Here is a 16,296-nt window from a genome sequence, read left to right on the forward strand (position 1 = left end):
TGCGGTGCGCGGGAACCACGCAGCGGGGGTTGCGCTCGTTGAGGTAGCGCCAGACGGCCAGCCACACGCTCACGACGCCACCCGCCCAACCTGCTCGGCCGCGGCTGCGTGGATCCGCAGCCCGGCAGCGCACGCCCGCAGCGCCTCGACCACGGCGCGGTCCTGCGCCTTGTCGGACCAGTTCATGACGTCGAGCGGGTCCCGCACCCCCAGATGCGCCATCAGCGCGGCGAGGACGGGGTGGGGCCCGGTGGTGGCGTAGGCGTGGGCCTTCGGGTCGTAGACGTCCTCGCCGACGATGGCGCGGTCGATGTCGAGGTGGTCGCGGTACCCGACGGCGACACCGATGGCGCCGAGGGCGTCGCAGCCGCGGCCTTCGGTCCATCGGGTGGCGAACAGCTGACATTCCCAGTACTCGCCGGTCGCGAGGCCGTTCGTGTGGATGAGGTGGGCGGCGCGGTCGAGGGCGTCGGCGATCCCGCTGGGGTTGAGCTGGGCGGGGGTGAGGGGGTGGGTGGGGAGGGCGAGGTCGGTCACGACGCACGCTCCTTCGGCTTGAGCGCAGCGGTGAGCCGTTCGAGGGCCTCGTCGCGGTCGAGGGCGTGGTACGCCGGGAGGCTGTTCGTGACGAGCAGGTGACGCGCGGCGGCCTCGACTGCGAGTAGCCGAGGCAGGTTCTCGCGCAGCTCGGCGATGGTGGCGGCCTGGTGCTCGTTCGCGCTGCGCGCGAACGCCAGCTCGTTGCGCAGCGCGCGCACCTCGGCGGCCAAGGTCGGCATGGACGGGCCGACCGCGATGTCGGCGGAGGCCAGCGCGTCCGCGACCTCCTCGCGGGTCGGACGGTTGGCGCGACTCACGCCCCACCACCGAGGAGCTGGTCGAGCAGGCCGTGCGACTTCCCGGCGCGCTGGGGGCGGCGGCGCAGGTCGACACCGGCGATCGCGGACACGTGGACGGACCCGGCGCGGTCGGCGCGATGCCTGCCCGACGGCCGGTCCTCGGAGATCCAGCCGCCGCGCGGGCGGGCGGGGATGGCGGCGCGGCCTCGGGCGATGGCGTCGGTGACCGCGGCGGGCTGACCGGTGATCGTGGGGAGTTCCCCGGTCGGGCTGTGGTCGTGGACGATGAGGCTGGTCATGGAGGGTGTGTTCCTCTGTGATCGGGGCGGGTCGGCGCGTGGCGGCGTCGGCTCGCCTACTACGTGGGTGGGTCAGGACGCGGCGCGGAGGTCGTCGTGCTGGGTCGAGCTGTCGACGGCGACGGGCATCGGCGCGAGGAGGTCGACGACCCGGGCTCGCTGCGAGTTGGTCAGCGGCGGCATCGCAGCCAGGAGCGCCTCGACGTGGGCCTCGTATGCGGCGGCACGTTCGGCGTCGCGTTCGGCGGCCCGCTCGGCGGCGGTGGTCATGCGGACACCGCGGTGGGCGCCTGCTCGAGGACCTCGACGGAGAACAGCTGACCGAACTCGACCTGCGGGAAGGCGCTGAGCAGGGCGGCGATGAAGTCGACGCCGAGCGCTGCGTCGCCCTTGAGGGTGCGGGACACCGTGGTCGGGTGGACGCCCATGGCCTGGGCGAGGGCGGCGTTGGAGGACAGGCCGGCGGCGGCCCGGACGAGCGCGAGGTTGTCGGCTCGGATCTGGATGGTCGGCTTCACGGGCGCTCTCTCTGCGTAGAAGCAGCTACTGCGTTGACGCAGGAAAGCTAGCGCAGGAGGCTGCGTGAACGCAACTCCTTCGTGTACGAAACCGGCGTGTCCGGCGTGTCGCTTTTCGCCAGGTGCTGCGCCCACGCATCACCCGTTGGAGCCACTACCTGCGGATAGTTAAGATCACGTGCGGCTGACATGCTGCGTGTACGCAGATACGCTGCGCCTCGTGCCGGAGAGCAGCTGGGCCTCGTGGTTGTCCGATCACCTTCGGCAGCGGAACTGGCGACAGGTCGATCTCATACGCGCGTCGAACGACACGGTGACCAGCCCGAAGATCTCGAAGTGGCTCCGGAGGGGCGAGGTGCCGGAGCCCGCCGCAGTGCGCGCCGTCTGTGTCGCACTGCAGGTGCCCGTCGTCGACGGCATGCTCGCTGCCGGCTACCTCACGCCGGCCGATCTCGACATCGAGGTCCTTGAGCGCCCCGCCGCCGGCGCGCACACGTTGGGCAACCGCGAGCTGCTCGCCGAGCTCGCACGTAGACTTGAGCGCAACAGTACCGGCGCGGCTGGCGTGATCGATCCGCCGAACGAAGTTCGGCACCTGCCGCCGCCGCTGCCTGCGGCAACGCAGGGTGAGCAGTGGGCTGCGCGGCGTAAGCCAAGTAAGTGATGCTAAGCGAATGCGGTAACGATTCAGTGATCAAAGTTTAAACTCTAGACGTGGCTCCCCGCTGTGCACTTCACGAAGATGCCGTCTGTCTCCTGGCCGCACTGAAGAGTGCGCTCGACAAGAACGGGGAGGTCACCCTCCGACAAACGGACCTCGGACCAGGACTGATGGGAGCCACCGTCTTCGGTGAATCCCTCGTCGCGATCGCCCCGGACCTGACCCCGAACGAGTGGCGATCCACTCTCGCCCACGAACTGGTCCACCTGGCCCGCGGCCCCGTCTCCACCGAGCGGGCCGCGGTCGAAGAACACCAGGTACAGAAGGAGACCGCCCGAATGCTTGTCCCTGCCGGGCCTGCTCTCGCCCAGCTCGACCGACAGTGGACCGAACAGGAGATCCAAGACCTGGCCGCCCGGTTCGCAGTCGACCGCGACACCGTCGAGACCGCGCTGCGGGCGCCGATCTTCATGCCGCTACCCCGGCCCCGCAGCAACTAGATGTCGCCCCGCCGATCCTCCACGCGCACCGAGGCAGGGTCGAAGTACACCCCGCCTGCTCCTCGCCCGGGGCGCTGCCGGAGCAGCGTCACCTCGACCAGGTTGTCGATGACGCGGCGCTGCTGGTCGATCCCCGCGGCGAGGAACGTCCGGCGAGGATCCGCCGCATCCGCGATGCCGGCCAGTGGCGAGCCCGTCCAGTGGCGAGCGAGCTGAGCCTCGAGCGCGGCGATCTCACTCTGCACCGGGCCGTTGGACAGCCGGAACTGGCTGGCCGTCATGCCCGAGTCTGGGTCGCCGAACTCGGCCGCGATCTTGTCCGCGTGAGCGCGGAGGTTCGCGAGCCTGATCCGCAACGGGCGCACGTCGACACTCGGTGTCAGCAGGTTCACCGCGTTGCGCGCCAGACGACGTCCGACGACGTCGAGCACGAGCTCGTCGACCGGCTTGGCGACTCGGCTCATGTGGTTCGCCGCGCACGCGTACCTCGGCTGCCCATCGGCGCGCTGCCCTCCGGAACGCACCAGTTCCCCGCACTCGCAGCGGTACAGGAACGACCCGACGAGCTTGAGGCTGGTCCCACGATGGGTGAGCCGTGTCCGGTCCGACAGGAGCGCGACGAGCGCCTCCCAGGTGTCGCGCTCGACGATCGCAGGCCACCGGGCCGGGCCGACGATGCGGCCGCGGTTCCCGACGAGGCCGGCGTTGCGCGGACGGAGCAGGACGTGGCGCAGGTTCGACCCGTCCCAGCGGGCGCCCGTCGAGGTGGTCAGGCCGGCGTCGTTCCAGCGTCGGACGATCGACCGCACCGAGTGCCCGGCGAGGATGTCGCGGGTAGCGGCCTCGATCTCCGCGGCCTCACCCGGCAGCAGCGCCAGCCCGTCGGGCTCGAACCCGAACGGTCGGCGCCCGCCGTGCCAGCGACCGTCGGCCTGGGCCTGCTGCCGCTGACGGCGCAGCCGCTCACCCTTCTGCTCCGACTCATGGCGGGCGACCGCACCGACGATGCGCGCCGTCATCCGCCCCGACGCCGTCGACAGGTCGAGCTCGCCCGCCCGCACCGTGTGGGTGGGCGCATGCTGGGTGAGGTCGATGTAGCGCTCGAGCTCGATGGGGGAGCGGTGCAGTCGGTCGGCGTGCCAGGCGACGACGGCGTCGATGCGGCCGGCGTCGATGTCGGCGAGCATCCGCTCGTAGCCGGGCCGTGCCCGCCGCGAGTAGGCGGAGGCGTCGTTGTCGACGTACACCTCGGCGACACTCCAGCCGCGGGAGGCGACGAGCGCACGGCAGTCCTGCTCCTGCCGGTCAACGCCGAGGCCGGCGCCGATCCGGTCCTGGCTGATGCGGCAGTACACGGCCGCGCGACGCGTCATGGCTAGTGAGGCTAGTCCCGGTTTCGGTACAGACGAAAACCACGTGCACCCCTCCACCGTAGGGTGCGGGGCATGGATCTTCCCCAGGCGCTGCGTCACCACGGCGACGTCGACGCCGAGCCGGGGCTGCTGGACTTCGCCGTCAACGTGCAGGGCTCGGGCCCGCCGCGGTGGCTGCGCGACCGCATCGTCGGAGTGCTCGACGACCTCGGCCGCTACCCGAGCGCGGCCCACGACCGCGCCGCGCGGGAGGCCGTCGCGGCCCGGCACGGCCGCCGCCCCGAGGAGGTGCTGGTACTCGCGGGCAGCGCCGAGGGGTTCGCGCTGCTCCCGGCCCTGCGCCCGCGCCTGGCCGCCGTCGTGCACCCCGGGTTCACCGAGCCCGAGGCCGCTCTGCGCGACGCCGGCGTGCCCGTCGAGCAGGTCCTCACCGACGCCGCCGACGGCCACCGCCTGCACCCCGCCGCCGTGCCCGCCGCCGCCGACCTCGTCGTCGTCGGCAACCCGACCAACCCCACCGGCGTCCTGCACCCCGCCGACGACCTGCGCGCGCTCGCCGCACCCGGCCGGGTCGTGCTGGTCGACGAGGCCTTCGCCGACGCCGTGCCCGGCGAGCCGGAGACGCTGGCGGGGGAGCAGGGGGCGCTGGTGTTCCGCAGCCTCACCAAGACCTGGGCGCTCGCGGGGCTGCGCGCGGGCTACGCGCTCGGGCACCCCGACCTGCTGGCCCGCCTCGCCCGCTCGCGCCCGCCGTGGCCGGTCTCGACCCCGGCGCTGGAGGCCGTGATCGCGTGCTGCGAGCCGGCGGCCGTCGCGCAGGCACGGGAGGCCGCCGTCGAGCTGGCCCGGCTGCGGGCGGAGCAGGCCGCCGCGCTGGCCGCCGTCCCGGGGGTGGCGGTCCTGCCCGGCCGCGCGCCCTACCTGCTGCTCCGGCTGCCCGACGGCCGCGGGGATCGGGTGCGGGCCGACCTGCGGGAGGCGGGCATCGCGGTGCGCCGCGGCGACACGTTCCCGGGCCTGGGACCCGACCACGTCCGGGTGGCGGTGCGGCCGGCGGAGGCGGTGGGGCGGCTGGTGGACGCGTTGGGGGCGGCCCTGGCCGAGCCCGCGGCCAGGAAAGCCACGTTGCTGCCCTCCGAGGACCTGAACGTGGCTTTCCTGAACCAGGGAGCGCGGGCATGACCACCACCCTCCGCGACCTCATCACCGCCCTCGAGACGGCCTACCCGCCCCGCCTCGCCGCCGACTGGGACGCCGTCGGCCTCGTCTGCGGCGACCCCGACGAGCCGGTCGACACCGTGCTCGTGGCCGTCGACCCCGTGCCCGAGACCGTCGACGAGGCCGCCGAGATCGGCGCGCAGCTCCTCGTCACCCACCATCCCCTGCTGCTCAAGGGGGTGCACGGGGTCGGCGCCGACACCCCCAAGGGCCGGTTGGTGCACCGGCTCGTGCGCGGGGGCACCGCGCTGTTCACCGCGCACACCAACGCCGACTCCGCCGCCCCCGGGGTCTCCGACGCCCTGGCCGCCGCGCTCGGCGTGACCGTCGAGGGGCCGCTGGTCGGCGCTCCGTTCCCGCCGCTCGACAAGATCGTCACGTTCATCCCGGTGGGCCCGGCGATCACCGCGGTGCACGAGGCCCTCTCGGCCGCGGGCGCGGGCAACATCGGCGCCTACAGCCACTGCTCCTTCGCCTCCGCCGGCACCGGCCAGTTCAAGCCGCTCGACGGCGCGCACCCGGCGATCGGCACGGTCGGGCGCCTGGAGCGGGTCGCGGAGACGCGCCTGGAGATGGTGCTGCCGCGGGAGAAGCGCCGGGCCGTCGTCGCCGCGCTGCGCGCCTCGCACCCCTACGAGGAGCCCGCGTTCGACCTGCTGGAGCTGGCCGAGCTGCCCTCGGCGCTCGGGCTGGGCCGGGTCGGCGCGCTGGCGGAACCCGAGTCGCTGCGCGCGTTCACCGCCCGCGTCGCCGCCGCGCTGCCGTCGACGGCCTGGGGGGTGCGGGCCGCGGGTGACCCCGACCGGACCGTCGAGCGCGTCGCCGTCTGCGGCGGTGCGGGCGACTCGGCTCTGGGGGCGGCGATCGCGGCCGGCGTCGACGTCTACGTCACCGCCGACCTGCGCCACCACCCGGCGTCGGAGCACGGGCTGCTGCCCGGCTCGCCCGCGCTCGTCGACGTCGCCCACTGGGCGTCGGAGTGGCCGTGGTGCGCGCAGGCGGCCGACGTGGTCCGCGCGGCCACGGGCGGTAACGTCGACGTCCGCGTCTCGCGGCGGCGCACGGATCCGTGGACCGTCGCGGTAGCAGGAGGAGAGACATGAGAGCCGAACCGGCCGTACAGCGGCGGTTGCTCGACCTCGCGGGGGTCGACACCGAGCTCACGCGCCTGAACCACCGCCGCACCTCGCTGCCCGAGCACGCGCAGCTGACGGCGGCCGAGGCCGCGGTGCGCGCGGCCAAGGACGCCGTCGTGGAGGCGGAGACGAACGCGGGCGACCTCGACCGCGACATCCGCCGCATCGAGCGCGACGTCGAGGGCGTCCGCACGCGGACCGCGCGCGACAACCAGCTCCTCGCCGGCACCGGCATCGGCGCGAAGCAGGCCACCGAGCTGCAGCACGAGCTGGAGACCCTGGCCCGCAGGCAGTCGGTGCTGGAGGACGAGCAGCTCGAGATCATGGAGCAGCGCGAGGCGCTGGAGGGCCACCTCGGCCACGCGCGCGCCACGCTGGAGGCGGCCGAGAAGGAGATCGCGGCCATCCTGGAGCGCCGCGACGAGGCCCTGCTCGACATCGGCACCGCCGAGGCCGGCCGCCGCCGTGCCCGCGAGGAGGTCGTCGCCACGCTGCCCGAGGAGCTGCTCGCCGCCTACGAGCGCCGCCGCGCCCAGCAGGGCACCGGCGCCGCGCTGCTGCTGGCCCGCCGCTGCCAGGCGTGCCGGCTCGACCTCGACCGCACCGCGATCTCCGCGCTCAAGGCCGCCCCGCCGGACGAGATCGTGCACTGCGAGGAGTGCGGCGTGATCCTCGTCCGCACGCCGGAGTCGGGGCTGTGACCGCGCCGGCGTCCACGTCCTGGACCGGCCAGACCGGCGAGCCGACACGCCTGCTGCTGCTGCGCCACGGCCAGACCGAGCTGTCGGTCGGGCGCCGCTACTCCGGCCACGGCGACCCCGAGCTCACCGCGCTCGGCCACGCCCAGGCCGCGGGCGCGGCGGTGCGGCTGGGTCGGTTCGGCTCGGAGATCACCGCCATCGTCAGCTCGCCGCTGCGCCGCGCGCGCCAGACCGCGGCCACGGTCGCGGAGGCCACGAACGCGCCGCTGGAGGTCCGCGAGGGGCTCATCGAGACCGACTTCGGCTCCTGGGAGGGGCTGACGTTCGGCGAGGCCAAGGAGCGCGACCCCGAGCTGCACGCGCTGTGGCTGGGCAGCCAGGACGTCGCCCCGCCCGGCGGGGAGAGCTTCGCGCAGGTGTCGGAGCGGATCGCGGCCGAGCGCGACGCGATCCTGGCCGCCCACGGGGGCGGCACGGTCGTCGTCGTCAGCCACGTGACGCCGATCAAGATGCTGCTGCGCGACGCCCTGGGCGCCGGCCCGGAGATCCTCTACCGGATGCACCTCGACCTCGCGAGCCTGTCCGAGGTGGCCTACTACCCCGACGGTGGCACCAGCGTGCGGCTGGTCAACGACACGAGCCACCACCCGGCAGGCTGATCACGGGGTGGTTCCGCGCACGCTCGGGGGACGCGACGCCCCGTTCGGCCTATCGTCTGCCTGTCGACGGAACGAGAGGGGTACGGGCGATGGCCATCGAGGATCTGCTGGCGCGCTACGAGGCGGGCGGCGGTCGTCTCGCCGCGAGCAACGCCGAGGGGCTCCCGGTACCGCCCGCGCTCCACACTGCGCTGCTGACGTGCATGGACTCCCGCATCGACGTGTTCGCGCTGTTCGGCATGAAGCTGGGTGAGGTGCACGTCCTGCGCAACGCGGGCGGCGTCGTCACCGACGACGTCATCCGCTCGCTGACGATCAGCCAGCGCAAGCTGCAGACCCGCGACGTCCTGCTCGTCCAGCACGCCGGCTGCGGCCTCACGACGTTCACCGAGGACGACTTCACCGAGGAGCTCGCCGAGGAGACCGGGATGCGCCCGCCGTGGCGCACGCACGCGTTCCGCGACCCGGTGGTCAGCGTCCGCCGCGACATGGCGCTGCTGCGCCGCGACCCGTTCCTGATGCCCGGCACGAAGATCCGCGGGTTCGTGCTCGACCTGGAGGACTTCCACCTGCTGGAGGTCCACGAGGACGGCGGGAGCCGGGCCGACGCCGTCGCCTGAGCAGCACTCCCTGCTCCGCGAAGCATGATCGACGGGGCGCTCGCCCTCGTCCTGCTCGTCGTGGTGCTGGCGTTCGCGCTGGCCTCACCGCGGGGCCTGCCCGAGGCGGTGGTCGCCGTCCCGGCCGCCGGTCTCGCGCTGCTGCTCGGCCTGGTGTCGCCGGGCGCGGCGGGGGAGGAGGTCGTCGAGCTCGGCCCGACCGTCGCCTTCCTGGCCGCGATCCTGCTGCTCGGCCACCTCGCCGGGGTCGAGGGAGTGTTCGCCTGGCTCGGCGCGCGGATGGCCGCCGCCGGGCGGGGGAGCGCGCCCCGGCTGCTCGGGCTGACGTTCGCCGCCGCCTCGGTGACGACGGCGGTGCTGAGCCTGGACGCCACCGTCGTCCTGCTGACGCCCGTCGTGCTCGCGACGTCGCGGCTGCTCGCGGTCCGCGCCCGCCCGCACGTCTACGCGTGCACGCACCTCGCCAACTCGGCGTCGCTGGTGCTGCCGGTGTCGAACCTGACGAACCTGCTGGCGTTCGCGGCGTCCGGGCTGACGTTCCTGTCCTTCGCCACGCTCATGGCGGCGCCCTGGCTGGTCGTGATCGCCGTGGAGTACGCGGCGCTGCGGTGGTGGTTCCGCGCCGACCTGGCCGCGACGGCGCCCGCCGCGGCGCCCGCGCCCGACCTCGCCGCGCCCGACCTCGCCGCGCCCGACCTCGCCGCGCCCGACCTCGCCGCGCCCGACCTCGCCGCGCCCCGGTTCGCGCTCGCCGTGCTGGCCGCGACGCTGGCCGGGTTCGGGCTGTCGTCGCTGTCGGGGATCGAGCCGGTGTGGGTCGCCGCGGCCGGGGCGCTCGTGCTCGGGGCGCGCGTCCTGCTCGCCCGCCGGGCCCGGCCGCCGGCGCTGCTGCGCGCGGCCGACCCGCTGTTCTGCCTGTTCGTGCTCGCGCTCGGCGTCGTCGTCGAGGCGGTCACGGCCAACGGGCTCGGCGCGGCGCTGGCCGCCGTCGTCCCGTCCTCGTCGTCGGGGTCGTCGCTCCCGGGGCTGCTGGGCCTGGCCGCGCTGGCCGCGGTGCTGGCCAACGTCGTCAACAACATCCCGGCGACGCTCGTGCTGCTCTCCGTGCTGGGCGACGCCCCGGCGCCCGGCCTGGTGCTGGCCGTGCTGATCGGGGTCAACATCGGCCCGAACCTCACCTACGTCGGCTCGCTGGCCACCCTGCTGTGGCGGCGCGTGCTCGCGGGTACGGAGGCCGCGCCGGCGGTGCGGGAGTTCACCGGCCTGGGCCTGCTGACGGTGCCGATGGGGCTGGTGGCGGCCGTCGTGGCGCTGTGGGCGGGGCTGCAGCTCGTCTGACCACCGCTCAGGTCACGAGCAGCGCGATCCCGACGCCGAGCCCGAGCAGGACGACCGCCCACCGCAGCACGTTCTCCGGCAGCCGCTGCGCCACGCGGGCGCCGAGGAAGCCGCCGATCAGCGTGGTGGGGGCGAGCAGCGCCACCGCCAGCCAGTCGACGGGCGCGCCGAACGCGAAGACCGCGACCGTCACCGTGGCGACCACCAGCGACAGCAGGCCCTTGAGCGCGTTGACGCGGCGCAGGTGGTCGCCGACGCACAGCGAGAGCGTCGCGATGAGGATGACGCCCAGCGCGCCGCCGAAGTAGCCGCCGTAGATGGCGGCGAGGAAGACCGCGGTGAGCAGGCCGGCGTTGCGGTCGGGCGCGCCGGCGTCGGGCGTGCCGATGCGGCGCTTGATCCACGGGCCCAGCGCCATCACCGCGCTGGCCAGCAGCACCAGCACCGGCACGACCGCGTCGAACACCGAGGCGGGCAGCACGAGCAGCAGCACGCACCCGATGCCCGCCCCGACCGCCGCGACGGCGGAGGTCAGCGCGATCCGCCTGCCCTGCCCGCGCAGGTCCTTGCGGGCGCCCGCGACGATCCCGAGGTAGCCCGGCCACTGCGCCACCGAGTTGGTGACGTTCGCGGCCAGCGGCGGGAACCCGACGGCCAGCAGCGCGGGGAACACCAGCAGCGACCCGCCGCCCGCGACGGCGTTGACCGCGCCCGCCAGCAGCCCGGCCACGAGCAGGAAGGCCACTGCACCCGGCGACGACACGTCGATCACCGCGTGACCGTATTCCGCGGCGCGACGACCCGCTCAGCGGATACCGTCGGGGCGTGCCGAGCACCCTCATCTTCGACGCCGACGACACGCTCTGGGAGAACAACGTCCTGTTCGAGCGCGTGGTGGAGGACTTCTTCGCCTGGCTCGCCCACCCCGACGAGGCCCACGCCCGCCGGGTGCGCGAGGAGATCGAGACCGTCAACATCAGGCTGCACGGCTACGGCAGCGCGGTGTTCCTGCGGTCGCTGCACGAGTGCGTCACGCACGTGCGCGGGCGCCAGGTCTCCGAGGTCGAGCGCCTCGAGATCGGCGCGCTGGCCGCCGCACTGCTGCAGCAGCGGGAGCTGGAGCTGCTGCCCGGCGTCGCCGATGTCCTGACCGAGCTGGGCACCCGCCACGACCTGCGGCTGATGACCAAGGGCGACCCCACCGAGCAGCTGGCGAAGGTCGAGCTCTCCGGGCTCGCGCACCACTTCACCAGCGCGCACGTCGTGGCGCGCAAGGACGTGGCGACCTACTCCTCGCTCGTCGCGGAGCTGGCGCTGGAACCGTCGGCGACGTGGATGATCGGCAACTCCCCGCGCTCGGACATCCTCCCCGCCCGCGCCGCGGGGCTGAACGCGGTGTTCGTGCCGCACCCGCACACGTGGGCGCACGAGGAGGCCGAGGTCGACGACCCGGCCGTGCTCACCGTCGCCTCGCTGCGCGACCTGACGACGCACTTCTGATGGCCGACGCCGCTGCCGACGACCCTGCCCACGGCACCGATGCCGACGACGGGCCCGGCGACCCGGTCTGCTGGCTGCACCGGCTGTGCCCGGAGTGCGGGGCGATGCCGTCCGAGGGTGACGACGGGGAGCGCTGCTGGCGCTGCGGCACCCCGTACGGGCCGGGTGCGTGACCCGGTCAGCCGATCGACCACTCCGAGGCCGTGTCGGCGACGGCGTCCGTGACGACGACAGGTGACCGCGCAGGTCGGGCGTCGAACATCCGAACACGCGCCGTGAGCGGACCCGCTCGCTTCGTCCCCGCCACTGCGTCCCTACACTGGGCGCGCGGACGAGCTGGCCGGGCGGCCGCGTCGGCGATCCTCCGGGATCGTCGCCGAGGAAAGTCCGGACTCCGCAGGGCAGGGTGGTTGTCAACGGCAACCCGGGGCGACCCGCGGGACAGTGCCACAGAGAACAGACCGCCTCCGGGGCGACCCGGCGGTAAGGGTGAAACGGTGGTGTAAGAGACCACCAGCACCCCGGGTGACCGGGGTGGCTCGGTAAACCCCACCCGGAGCAAGACCAAGAGGGCCCCGCTCCGGCGGGACCTGCGCAGGCGTTCGAGGGCGGCCCGTCCGAGTCTGCGGGTAGGTCGCACGAGCCCGTCGGTGACGGCGGGCCTAGATGGATGGTCGCCGCCCGCCGCCCCGCGAGGGGTGGAGGGCACAGGATCCGGCTTACAGGCCAGCTCGTCCCACTTCACCGATCTGACCTGCGGAGACGCAGTTCAAGATCGCTCGCATGGCATACACATGGCACGAGAATTGAAGATCTTGGTCGAACATGGTCCATCTCGCTGGACTTTCATCCACTGTGGACGATTCGACGCATGATCCATCGCCCGCGGGCTGTGGTCACGTCCCGCCGGGTGGTGTAACTCGGTCCGTGGGGTCTCTGCGGTTCAGATCATGCCGTCATCAGTTCCGGGGTGGCCAGCCCCTCTTGGGTTGTGGGGGCGGTGAGTAGGGCCATGGTGGCCTCGGAGAGGTAGCGGCGGTCGGTGGCCTGCCACTCGTCGTGGGCCTCGACCAGGACCGCGCCGGCCAGCCGGAGCAGGGCTTCGGGGTTGGGGAACACCCCGACCACGTCCGTGCGGCGTTTGACCTCCTTGTTCAGGCGCTCGAGCGGGTTGGTCGACCAGATCTTCTTCCAGTGCGCGGCCGGGAACGAGGTGAACGCGAGGAGGTCCTCGGTGGCGTCACGCAGCATCGTCTCGACCTTGACCGATTGCCGGCCGAGCATCCCGGCGATCACTCCGAGCTGCTCGCGGACATGGCCGGCGTCGGGTTGAGCGAAGATCGTGCGGATCGCCGCGGCCACCATCTCCGCGGAGCCCTTGGGGACCGTCCCCAGGACGTTGCGCAGGAAATGCACCCGACACCTTTGCCACGCTGCGCCGATCAGGACCGCGGAGATGGCCTGCTTGAGCCCGGTGTGGGCATCAGAGATGACCAGCTGCACCCCGCCCAGGCCGCGGGCCTTGAGCGAGCGCAGGAACGCGGTCCAGAACGCGCCGTCCTCGCTGTCGCCGACGGCGAACCCGAGGACCTCACGCCAGCCATCGGCCCGGACGCCGGTGGCGATGACGACCGCCTGGGACACCACCCGGTGGTTGACCCGGGCCTTGCAGTAGGTGGCGTCGAGGAAGACGTAGGGGAACTGCTGCTCGGCCAGGCTGCGGTCGCGGAACGTGCCGACCTCGACGTCGAGATCGGCGCAGATCCTGCTGACCTCGGACTTGGAGATTCCGGTGTCGGCGCCGAGCGCCTTGACCAGGTCATCGACCTTGCGAGTGGACACGCCGTGCAGGTAGGCCTCCATCACCACCGCGAACAACGCCTGATCGACCCGGCGGCGCCGCTCAAGCAGCGACGGGAAGAACGAGCCGGTGCGCAGCTTCGGGATCTTCAGCTCCAGATCCCCAGCCGTCGTCGACAACATGCGGGTGCGGTGCCCGTTGCGCTGGTTGCTGCGTTCCGCGGAACGCTCGTGGCGGCCGGCGCCGATCGCGTCGGTGAGCTCGGCCTCGATCAACGCCTGATAAACCGTCTCCGCAGCCTGGCGGACACGATCACCGACATCGGCGGCCTTGAGTGCATCGAGGACTTCGAGCAGGGCAGACTGGTCCAGGGCCATCGCGTGGCACCTCTCTACGAGATCCTTGGTCGGTTCACGCAGAGACTCACGCGGTGGCCCCTCCAACATGCTCAGGCACGCCGAACGGGCCGGGAGTTACACCACCAGCGGGGACGTGACCCGGGCCGTCGCGATGTGGGAAGCATCGGTACGGGCTCACCCGAGGGTCGGGCCACCGTGGCTGCGGTGTGGTCGAGCGGTGGTCCGTGGCGTGGCCGCCGGTCGGGAAGTGGTCCGCTGGGGCGTGTGCGGCGGGCGGAGGACGGCGTCGATGGCGGCGCGGGTGCGGTCCTCGGAGTCGGGCCACCGCTCGAGGTGGGGGCGCAGGGCGTCCACGACGACCTGGGAAGTGGCACGGTGCGGTGCGAGGCGGGGTCATGGGCGGGCGGAAGAAGGGTTCCCAGCGGGGGAGCAGGATGAGCTGGCGCGACACTCGCAGCCGCTACCAAGGGAGCTCCGAGTCGAGCAGGCGAAGCCACTGCGGGAAGCCGGTCCGGTGGCGATCCCGGCACAGCGGGTTGGAGTCCGCGCGCCCACGACGCCCGTGTTCCGCCCAACGAAGCAGTAACTCCTGCAGCGACAAGGGCAGAGCAGCGAGTCGGAAGAGACTCTTCTTGACGTGGCCTGAGCGTGGTCGATGCGGAACGGGGGCGTTCCTCGGGCTCCTTCGACCTGACCGGAGTCAGCGCGAGCGTGCATGCGGAACGACGAACTACTCGCGGATGAGGTCGAGCCCTTCGTGCTGCTCGTAGTCGGCGAAGTCCTTGATGTTGAACGTGGCCAGCGGCAGCCCGCGTATGAGGCAGCAGGCGGCGATCCACGTGTCGTTGGCAGGCCTCGGTCGCCCGCGCAGCTGAGCGAAGGCCTGGAGCTCGCCCCAGCGGGTGGCGACACGGTGGTCGTAGGGCAGGACCACGAGCCCGGCCAGGAAGGTCTGCATCGTGGCCAGGCTGCGCGGGCCCCAGCGCCGGACGAGCGTCCACTTCGTCAGCTCGCCGAGGGTGACGAAGGTGATGGCCGGGATCTGCCCGGCAAGCCGGAGGGACAGGCCCTCCGGGGCTCGACGACGCAGGAGAGCGGAGGCGACGTCGGTGTCGAGGACGACGAGGCTCACGCGCTGTCGGTGCGCCGGGAGGCGTAGAGATCGGCGAGGAACTCGCCGAACTCCTCGTCGGACTCGAACGGATCGACGTCGGCCGCCAGGTCGGTCACGGACGTGAGGGGCCGGACCCCCTGGCGTCGGACGAGCTCCTCGGTGGAGATGAAGTCGTCGGCCGGCCATCCGTCGGGCTGCTGCGGGGTTGTGGTCATGGGCTGCCTCCGTCTCTGCCGCGTATCGTGTCATGCGCTGAGCAGGTGGGGGCGTCTTCCATCGTCGGCGCGCACCTCGACCGGTTGCGGACCGAACCTCTGGCCAAGATCACATGGCACGTCTTGGCGCATGATCTTGAAGAACAGCGCGAGACGTCGGCAGGCGTCGAGAAGCTCTTTCCAGGTCTGGCCGATCCGAGCTGCGGAGACGCACTTCGCGATCGCTCTCATGGCACATGCACGGCAGGAGAACGGAGATCGTGGCCGGGCTCCGTCGGGGCGAGCGTGTGCTCGGCGGTGCCCCACAGGAGACTTGAGCGGCCGGCGGACCGTGGTGACTTCCCGCCGGTGGCCGGGTGAGTGGTGTCCGATCCGCGAGGGAGCTCCCCAGTCGCCTCGCACGTCGGTCACCCGGTGCCCGGGTCCTCGTCACCGGCCCGCCGGCCGCTGGGACCAGTTCTAGTCGAGCGGACCGCGTGCCGACCAGACGGTGCGGGACATCGTCAGTCGTTCGTCAGGCGGGCACGCACCCGATGACCGGGGCTCGCGTGGCGGGAGCGGACGAGGGCCTCGGCGTCGTCAGCCGATCGCAAGGCCGGCAGCGTGTCCTCGAGGCCGGGCCGGGGGTATCCGCAGCCGTCAGCGGTCGTCCGCAGGGGGCCCCCATCGTGAACCGGCAGCCGTCCCGACGGTCATCGACCCTCCGTGCCGCCACGCCGTGCTGGCAGCGGTCCTCGTGCTGCTCGCGACAGGGTGCGGGGCAGGGCAGGAGGCGGCGACGAGCACGCAGCTCACCCACGCCGGCGGGGCCGTCGGGCAGGTCGGCCCGATCTCCGTGCTGGACGTGGAGTTCCGCTTCGTCCCGTCCATCGCGGGTGACGAGGACGACGCGCCTGCTGGCGTTGACGGGACTGCGCGCACCGATCCGGTCGGGGCTCATCCGGTCGTCCTCGGCTTCGCGCGAGCGGGTGACGTGGTCCTCGACGTCCCGGTCGACACCCCCGACGTGCCGCGCGATCCCGCCGCCGACAGCCGGTGAACCGCGCGGTCGTGACAGCGTGGACGTGGCAGTCCCGGCCGTGGTCGAGCTGACGATCTGCTTGCGGAAGGGCTCCGCGCGGCCCGGGCTCGCCGCGACGGGTGCCCGGTGCGCCACTATCGAGCCGGAGGAGAGGAGCGACTGATGCCAGTGGGTCTGGATCCGCACGGCTGTGCCGACCGGGTCGCCGGTCTGCTCGACCAGGAGTTCGCCGCACTGCTCCCGCGCGCGGTCGTCCGGCACGAGGTCGGGGTGGCCGAGCGGGAGCTGAGCGGTCAGGTTCCCGACGGTGCGCTCGAGGAGCTGATGCACCGGTTGGCCGCGCAACGGTTGTGGCAGCGCCACGACGGCGCGTCGTCGTGAGCCCCGGGCACGGGCGCCTCGACGGTCCGCCGTCGAGGGCGGG

22 protein-coding genes and 1 other RNA gene are annotated in these 16,296 nt (G+C 73.0%); 13 read left to right on the forward strand and 10 right to left on the reverse strand.

The features are described 5' to 3' along the window. Positions 1-69 precede the first annotated feature (69 nt). The 5 genes from I4I82_RS26930 to I4I82_RS26950 form a co-directional block, all read right to left on the reverse strand. Positions 70-537 (reverse strand): DUF6197 family protein, encoded by a 468-nt coding sequence (locus I4I82_RS26930; RefSeq protein ID WP_218596188.1) that lies wholly within the window; start codon positions 535-537, stop codon positions 70-72. Then, on the reverse strand, positions 534-857 hold the full coding sequence (locus tag I4I82_RS26935) for a hypothetical protein (protein ID WP_218596189.1): 324 nt from the start codon (positions 855-857) through the stop codon (positions 534-536). Before I4I82_RS26935 ends, I4I82_RS26930 begins: the two co-directional genes overlap by 4 nt. Next, positions 854-1,138, reverse strand: a complete 285-nt coding sequence (locus I4I82_RS26940) for a hypothetical protein (RefSeq protein WP_218596190.1) — start codon at positions 1,136-1,138, stop codon at positions 854-856. Before I4I82_RS26940 ends, I4I82_RS26935 begins: the two co-directional genes overlap by 4 nt. 72 nt (positions 1,139-1,210) lie before the next feature. Next, positions 1,211-1,408 carry a hypothetical protein gene (locus I4I82_RS26945; RefSeq protein ID WP_218596191.1) on the reverse strand — a complete coding sequence of 66 codons (198 nt, stop codon included), beginning with the start codon at positions 1,406-1,408 and terminating at the stop codon, positions 1,211-1,213. Continuing rightward, positions 1,405-1,656 (reverse strand): helix-turn-helix domain-containing protein, encoded by a 252-nt coding sequence (locus I4I82_RS26950; RefSeq protein ID WP_218596192.1) that lies wholly within the window; start codon positions 1,654-1,656, stop codon positions 1,405-1,407. The genes I4I82_RS26945 and I4I82_RS26950 overlap by 4 nt, the downstream gene beginning before the upstream one ends. 220 nt (positions 1,657-1,876) lie before the next feature. Between I4I82_RS26950 and I4I82_RS26955 the strand changes: the two genes are divergently transcribed. Next, entirely contained in the window at positions 1,877-2,320 is a 444-nt protein-coding gene (locus tag I4I82_RS26955; protein ID WP_218596193.1) for a hypothetical protein, read from the forward strand. Positions 2,321-2,487: 167 nt separating this feature from the next. Then, a complete protein-coding gene (locus I4I82_RS26960; RefSeq protein WP_218596194.1) occupies positions 2,488-2,817 on the forward strand; it encodes an ImmA/IrrE family metallo-endopeptidase in 330 nt (109 codons plus the stop codon). Here I4I82_RS26960 and I4I82_RS26965 read toward each other — a convergent pair. Then, entirely contained in the window at positions 2,814-4,190 is a 1,377-nt protein-coding gene (locus I4I82_RS26965; protein WP_218596195.1) for a recombinase family protein, read from the reverse strand. The genes I4I82_RS26960 and I4I82_RS26965 overlap by 4 nt on opposite strands. A 72-nt stretch (positions 4,191-4,262) precedes the next feature. On the opposite strand from I4I82_RS26965, the gene cobC reads away from it, so the two are divergent. The 6 genes from cobC to I4I82_RS26995 all read left to right on the forward strand — a co-directional run bounded on the left by cobC (position 4,263) and on the right by I4I82_RS26995 (position 9,862). Further along, positions 4,263-5,372 (forward strand): Rv2231c family histidinol phosphate aminotransferase CobC, encoded by a 1,110-nt coding sequence (gene cobC, locus I4I82_RS26970; protein WP_218596196.1) that lies wholly within the window; start codon positions 4,263-4,265, stop codon positions 5,370-5,372. After that, positions 5,369-6,511, forward strand: a complete 1,143-nt coding sequence (locus I4I82_RS26975) for a Nif3-like dinuclear metal center hexameric protein (RefSeq protein ID WP_218593573.1) — start codon at positions 5,369-5,371, stop codon at positions 6,509-6,511. Before cobC ends, I4I82_RS26975 begins: the two co-directional genes overlap by 4 nt. After that, positions 6,508-7,245 carry a zinc ribbon domain-containing protein gene (locus I4I82_RS26980; RefSeq protein WP_218593572.1) on the forward strand — a complete coding sequence of 246 codons (738 nt, stop codon included), beginning with the start codon at positions 6,508-6,510 and terminating at the stop codon, positions 7,243-7,245. Before I4I82_RS26975 ends, I4I82_RS26980 begins: the two co-directional genes overlap by 4 nt. Then, positions 7,242-7,904, forward strand: a complete 663-nt coding sequence (locus tag I4I82_RS26985; RefSeq protein WP_218593575.1) for a histidine phosphatase family protein — start codon at positions 7,242-7,244, stop codon at positions 7,902-7,904. Before I4I82_RS26980 ends, I4I82_RS26985 begins: the two co-directional genes overlap by 4 nt. 89 nt (positions 7,905-7,993) lie before the next feature. Continuing rightward, positions 7,994-8,524 carry a beta-class carbonic anhydrase gene (locus I4I82_RS26990; RefSeq protein ID WP_218593571.1) on the forward strand — a complete coding sequence of 177 codons (531 nt, stop codon included), beginning with the start codon at positions 7,994-7,996 and terminating at the stop codon, positions 8,522-8,524. Positions 8,525-8,548: 24 nt separating this feature from the next. Beyond that, on the forward strand, positions 8,549-9,862 hold the full coding sequence (locus tag I4I82_RS26995; protein ID WP_218593570.1) for an SLC13 family permease: 1,314 nt from the start codon (positions 8,549-8,551) through the stop codon (positions 9,860-9,862). A gap of 7 nt (positions 9,863-9,869) precedes the next feature. On the opposite strand, the gene I4I82_RS27000 is transcribed toward I4I82_RS26995, so the two are convergent. Further along, positions 9,870-10,634, reverse strand: coding sequence for a sulfite exporter TauE/SafE family protein (locus I4I82_RS27000; RefSeq protein WP_218593569.1), 765 nt, complete (start codon positions 10,632-10,634; stop codon positions 9,870-9,872). Positions 10,635-10,687: 53 nt separating this feature from the next. Here I4I82_RS27000 and I4I82_RS27005 point away from each other — a divergent pair, with 53 nt between their 5' ends. The 3 genes from I4I82_RS27005 to rnpB all read left to right on the forward strand — a co-directional run bounded on the left by I4I82_RS27005 (position 10,688) and on the right by rnpB (position 12,100). Further along, positions 10,688-11,362 carry an HAD family hydrolase gene (locus tag I4I82_RS27005; protein WP_218593568.1) on the forward strand — a complete coding sequence of 225 codons (675 nt, stop codon included), beginning with the start codon at positions 10,688-10,690 and terminating at the stop codon, positions 11,360-11,362. Continuing rightward, the gene (locus I4I82_RS27010) at positions 11,362-11,535 is read left to right on the forward strand and encodes a hypothetical protein (RefSeq protein ID WP_218593567.1); all 174 of its coding nucleotides are present in this window, start codon (positions 11,362-11,364) and stop codon (positions 11,533-11,535) included. The genes I4I82_RS27005 and I4I82_RS27010 overlap by 1 nt, the downstream gene beginning before the upstream one ends. 159 nt (positions 11,536-11,694) lie before the next feature. Next, positions 11,695-12,100, forward strand: an RNA gene (rnpB, locus tag I4I82_RS27015) — RNase P RNA component class A. Positions 12,101-12,310: 210 nt separating this feature from the next. Here the strand turns inward: rnpB and I4I82_RS27020 are convergent. The 3 genes from I4I82_RS27020 to I4I82_RS27030 form a co-directional block, all read right to left on the reverse strand. Continuing rightward, entirely contained in the window at positions 12,311-13,540 is a 1,230-nt protein-coding gene (locus I4I82_RS27020) for an IS256 family transposase (RefSeq protein WP_218596478.1), read from the reverse strand. A gap of 712 nt (positions 13,541-14,252) precedes the next feature. Next, complete coding sequence (locus I4I82_RS27025) at positions 14,253-14,654, reverse strand: type II toxin-antitoxin system VapC family toxin (protein ID WP_218590240.1); 402 nt, start codon at positions 14,652-14,654, stop codon at positions 14,253-14,255. Next, positions 14,651-14,851, reverse strand: a complete 201-nt coding sequence (locus I4I82_RS27030; protein WP_218590241.1) for a hypothetical protein — start codon at positions 14,849-14,851, stop codon at positions 14,651-14,653. Before I4I82_RS27030 ends, I4I82_RS27025 begins: the two co-directional genes overlap by 4 nt. A 718-nt stretch (positions 14,852-15,569) precedes the next feature. On the opposite strand from I4I82_RS27030, the gene I4I82_RS27035 reads away from it, so the two are divergent. Next, positions 15,570-15,890: a hypothetical protein gene (locus tag I4I82_RS27035; protein ID WP_218590242.1), complete on the forward strand. Its 321-nt coding sequence runs from the start codon at positions 15,570-15,572 to the stop codon at positions 15,888-15,890. 144 nt (positions 15,891-16,034) lie between these two features. Next, positions 16,035-16,253: a hypothetical protein gene (locus I4I82_RS27040; protein ID WP_218590243.1), complete on the forward strand. Its 219-nt coding sequence runs from the start codon at positions 16,035-16,037 to the stop codon at positions 16,251-16,253. The last annotated feature ends 43 nt before the right edge of the window (positions 16,254-16,296 follow it).

Origin of the sequence: Pseudonocardia oceani, from assembly GCF_019263585.2 — a bacterium.
In the GTDB taxonomy this organism is placed as follows: Bacteria; Actinomycetota; Actinomycetes; order Mycobacteriales; family Pseudonocardiaceae; genus Pseudonocardia; species Pseudonocardia oceani.

Coding starts and splice junctions, on each gene's coding strand:
- I4I82_RS26945 (WP_218596191.1), bottom strand. CDS start 1,408: ATGACCACCGCCGCCGAGCGGGCCGCCGAACGCGACGCCGAACGTGCC.
- I4I82_RS27040 (WP_218590243.1), top strand. CDS start 16,035: ATGCCAGTGGGTCTGGATCCGCACGGCTGTGCCGACCGGGTCGCCGGT.
- cobC (WP_218596196.1), top strand. CDS start 4,263: ATGGATCTTCCCCAGGCGCTGCGTCACCACGGCGACGTCGACGCCGAG.
- I4I82_RS27010 (WP_218593567.1), top strand. CDS start 11,362: ATGGCCGACGCCGCTGCCGACGACCCTGCCCACGGCACCGATGCCGAC.
- I4I82_RS26975 (WP_218593573.1), top strand. CDS start 5,369: ATGACCACCACCCTCCGCGACCTCATCACCGCCCTCGAGACGGCCTAC.
- I4I82_RS26965 (WP_218596195.1), bottom strand. CDS start 4,190: ATGACGCGTCGCGCGGCCGTGTACTGCCGCATCAGCCAGGACCGGATC.
- I4I82_RS26940 (WP_218596190.1), bottom strand. CDS start 1,138: ATGACCAGCCTCATCGTCCACGACCACAGCCCGACCGGGGAACTCCCC.
- I4I82_RS27030 (WP_218590241.1), bottom strand. CDS start 14,851: ATGACCACAACCCCGCAGCAGCCCGACGGATGGCCGGCCGACGACTTC.
- I4I82_RS26960 (WP_218596194.1), top strand. CDS start 2,488: ATGGGAGCCACCGTCTTCGGTGAATCCCTCGTCGCGATCGCCCCGGAC.
- I4I82_RS26980 (WP_218593572.1), top strand. CDS start 6,508: ATGAGAGCCGAACCGGCCGTACAGCGGCGGTTGCTCGACCTCGCGGGG.
- I4I82_RS26990 (WP_218593571.1), top strand. CDS start 7,994: ATGGCCATCGAGGATCTGCTGGCGCGCTACGAGGCGGGCGGCGGTCGT.
- I4I82_RS27020 (WP_218596478.1), bottom strand. CDS start 13,540: ATGGCCCTGGACCAGTCTGCCCTGCTCGAAGTCCTCGATGCACTCAAG.
- I4I82_RS26995 (WP_218593570.1), top strand. CDS start 8,549: ATGATCGACGGGGCGCTCGCCCTCGTCCTGCTCGTCGTGGTGCTGGCG.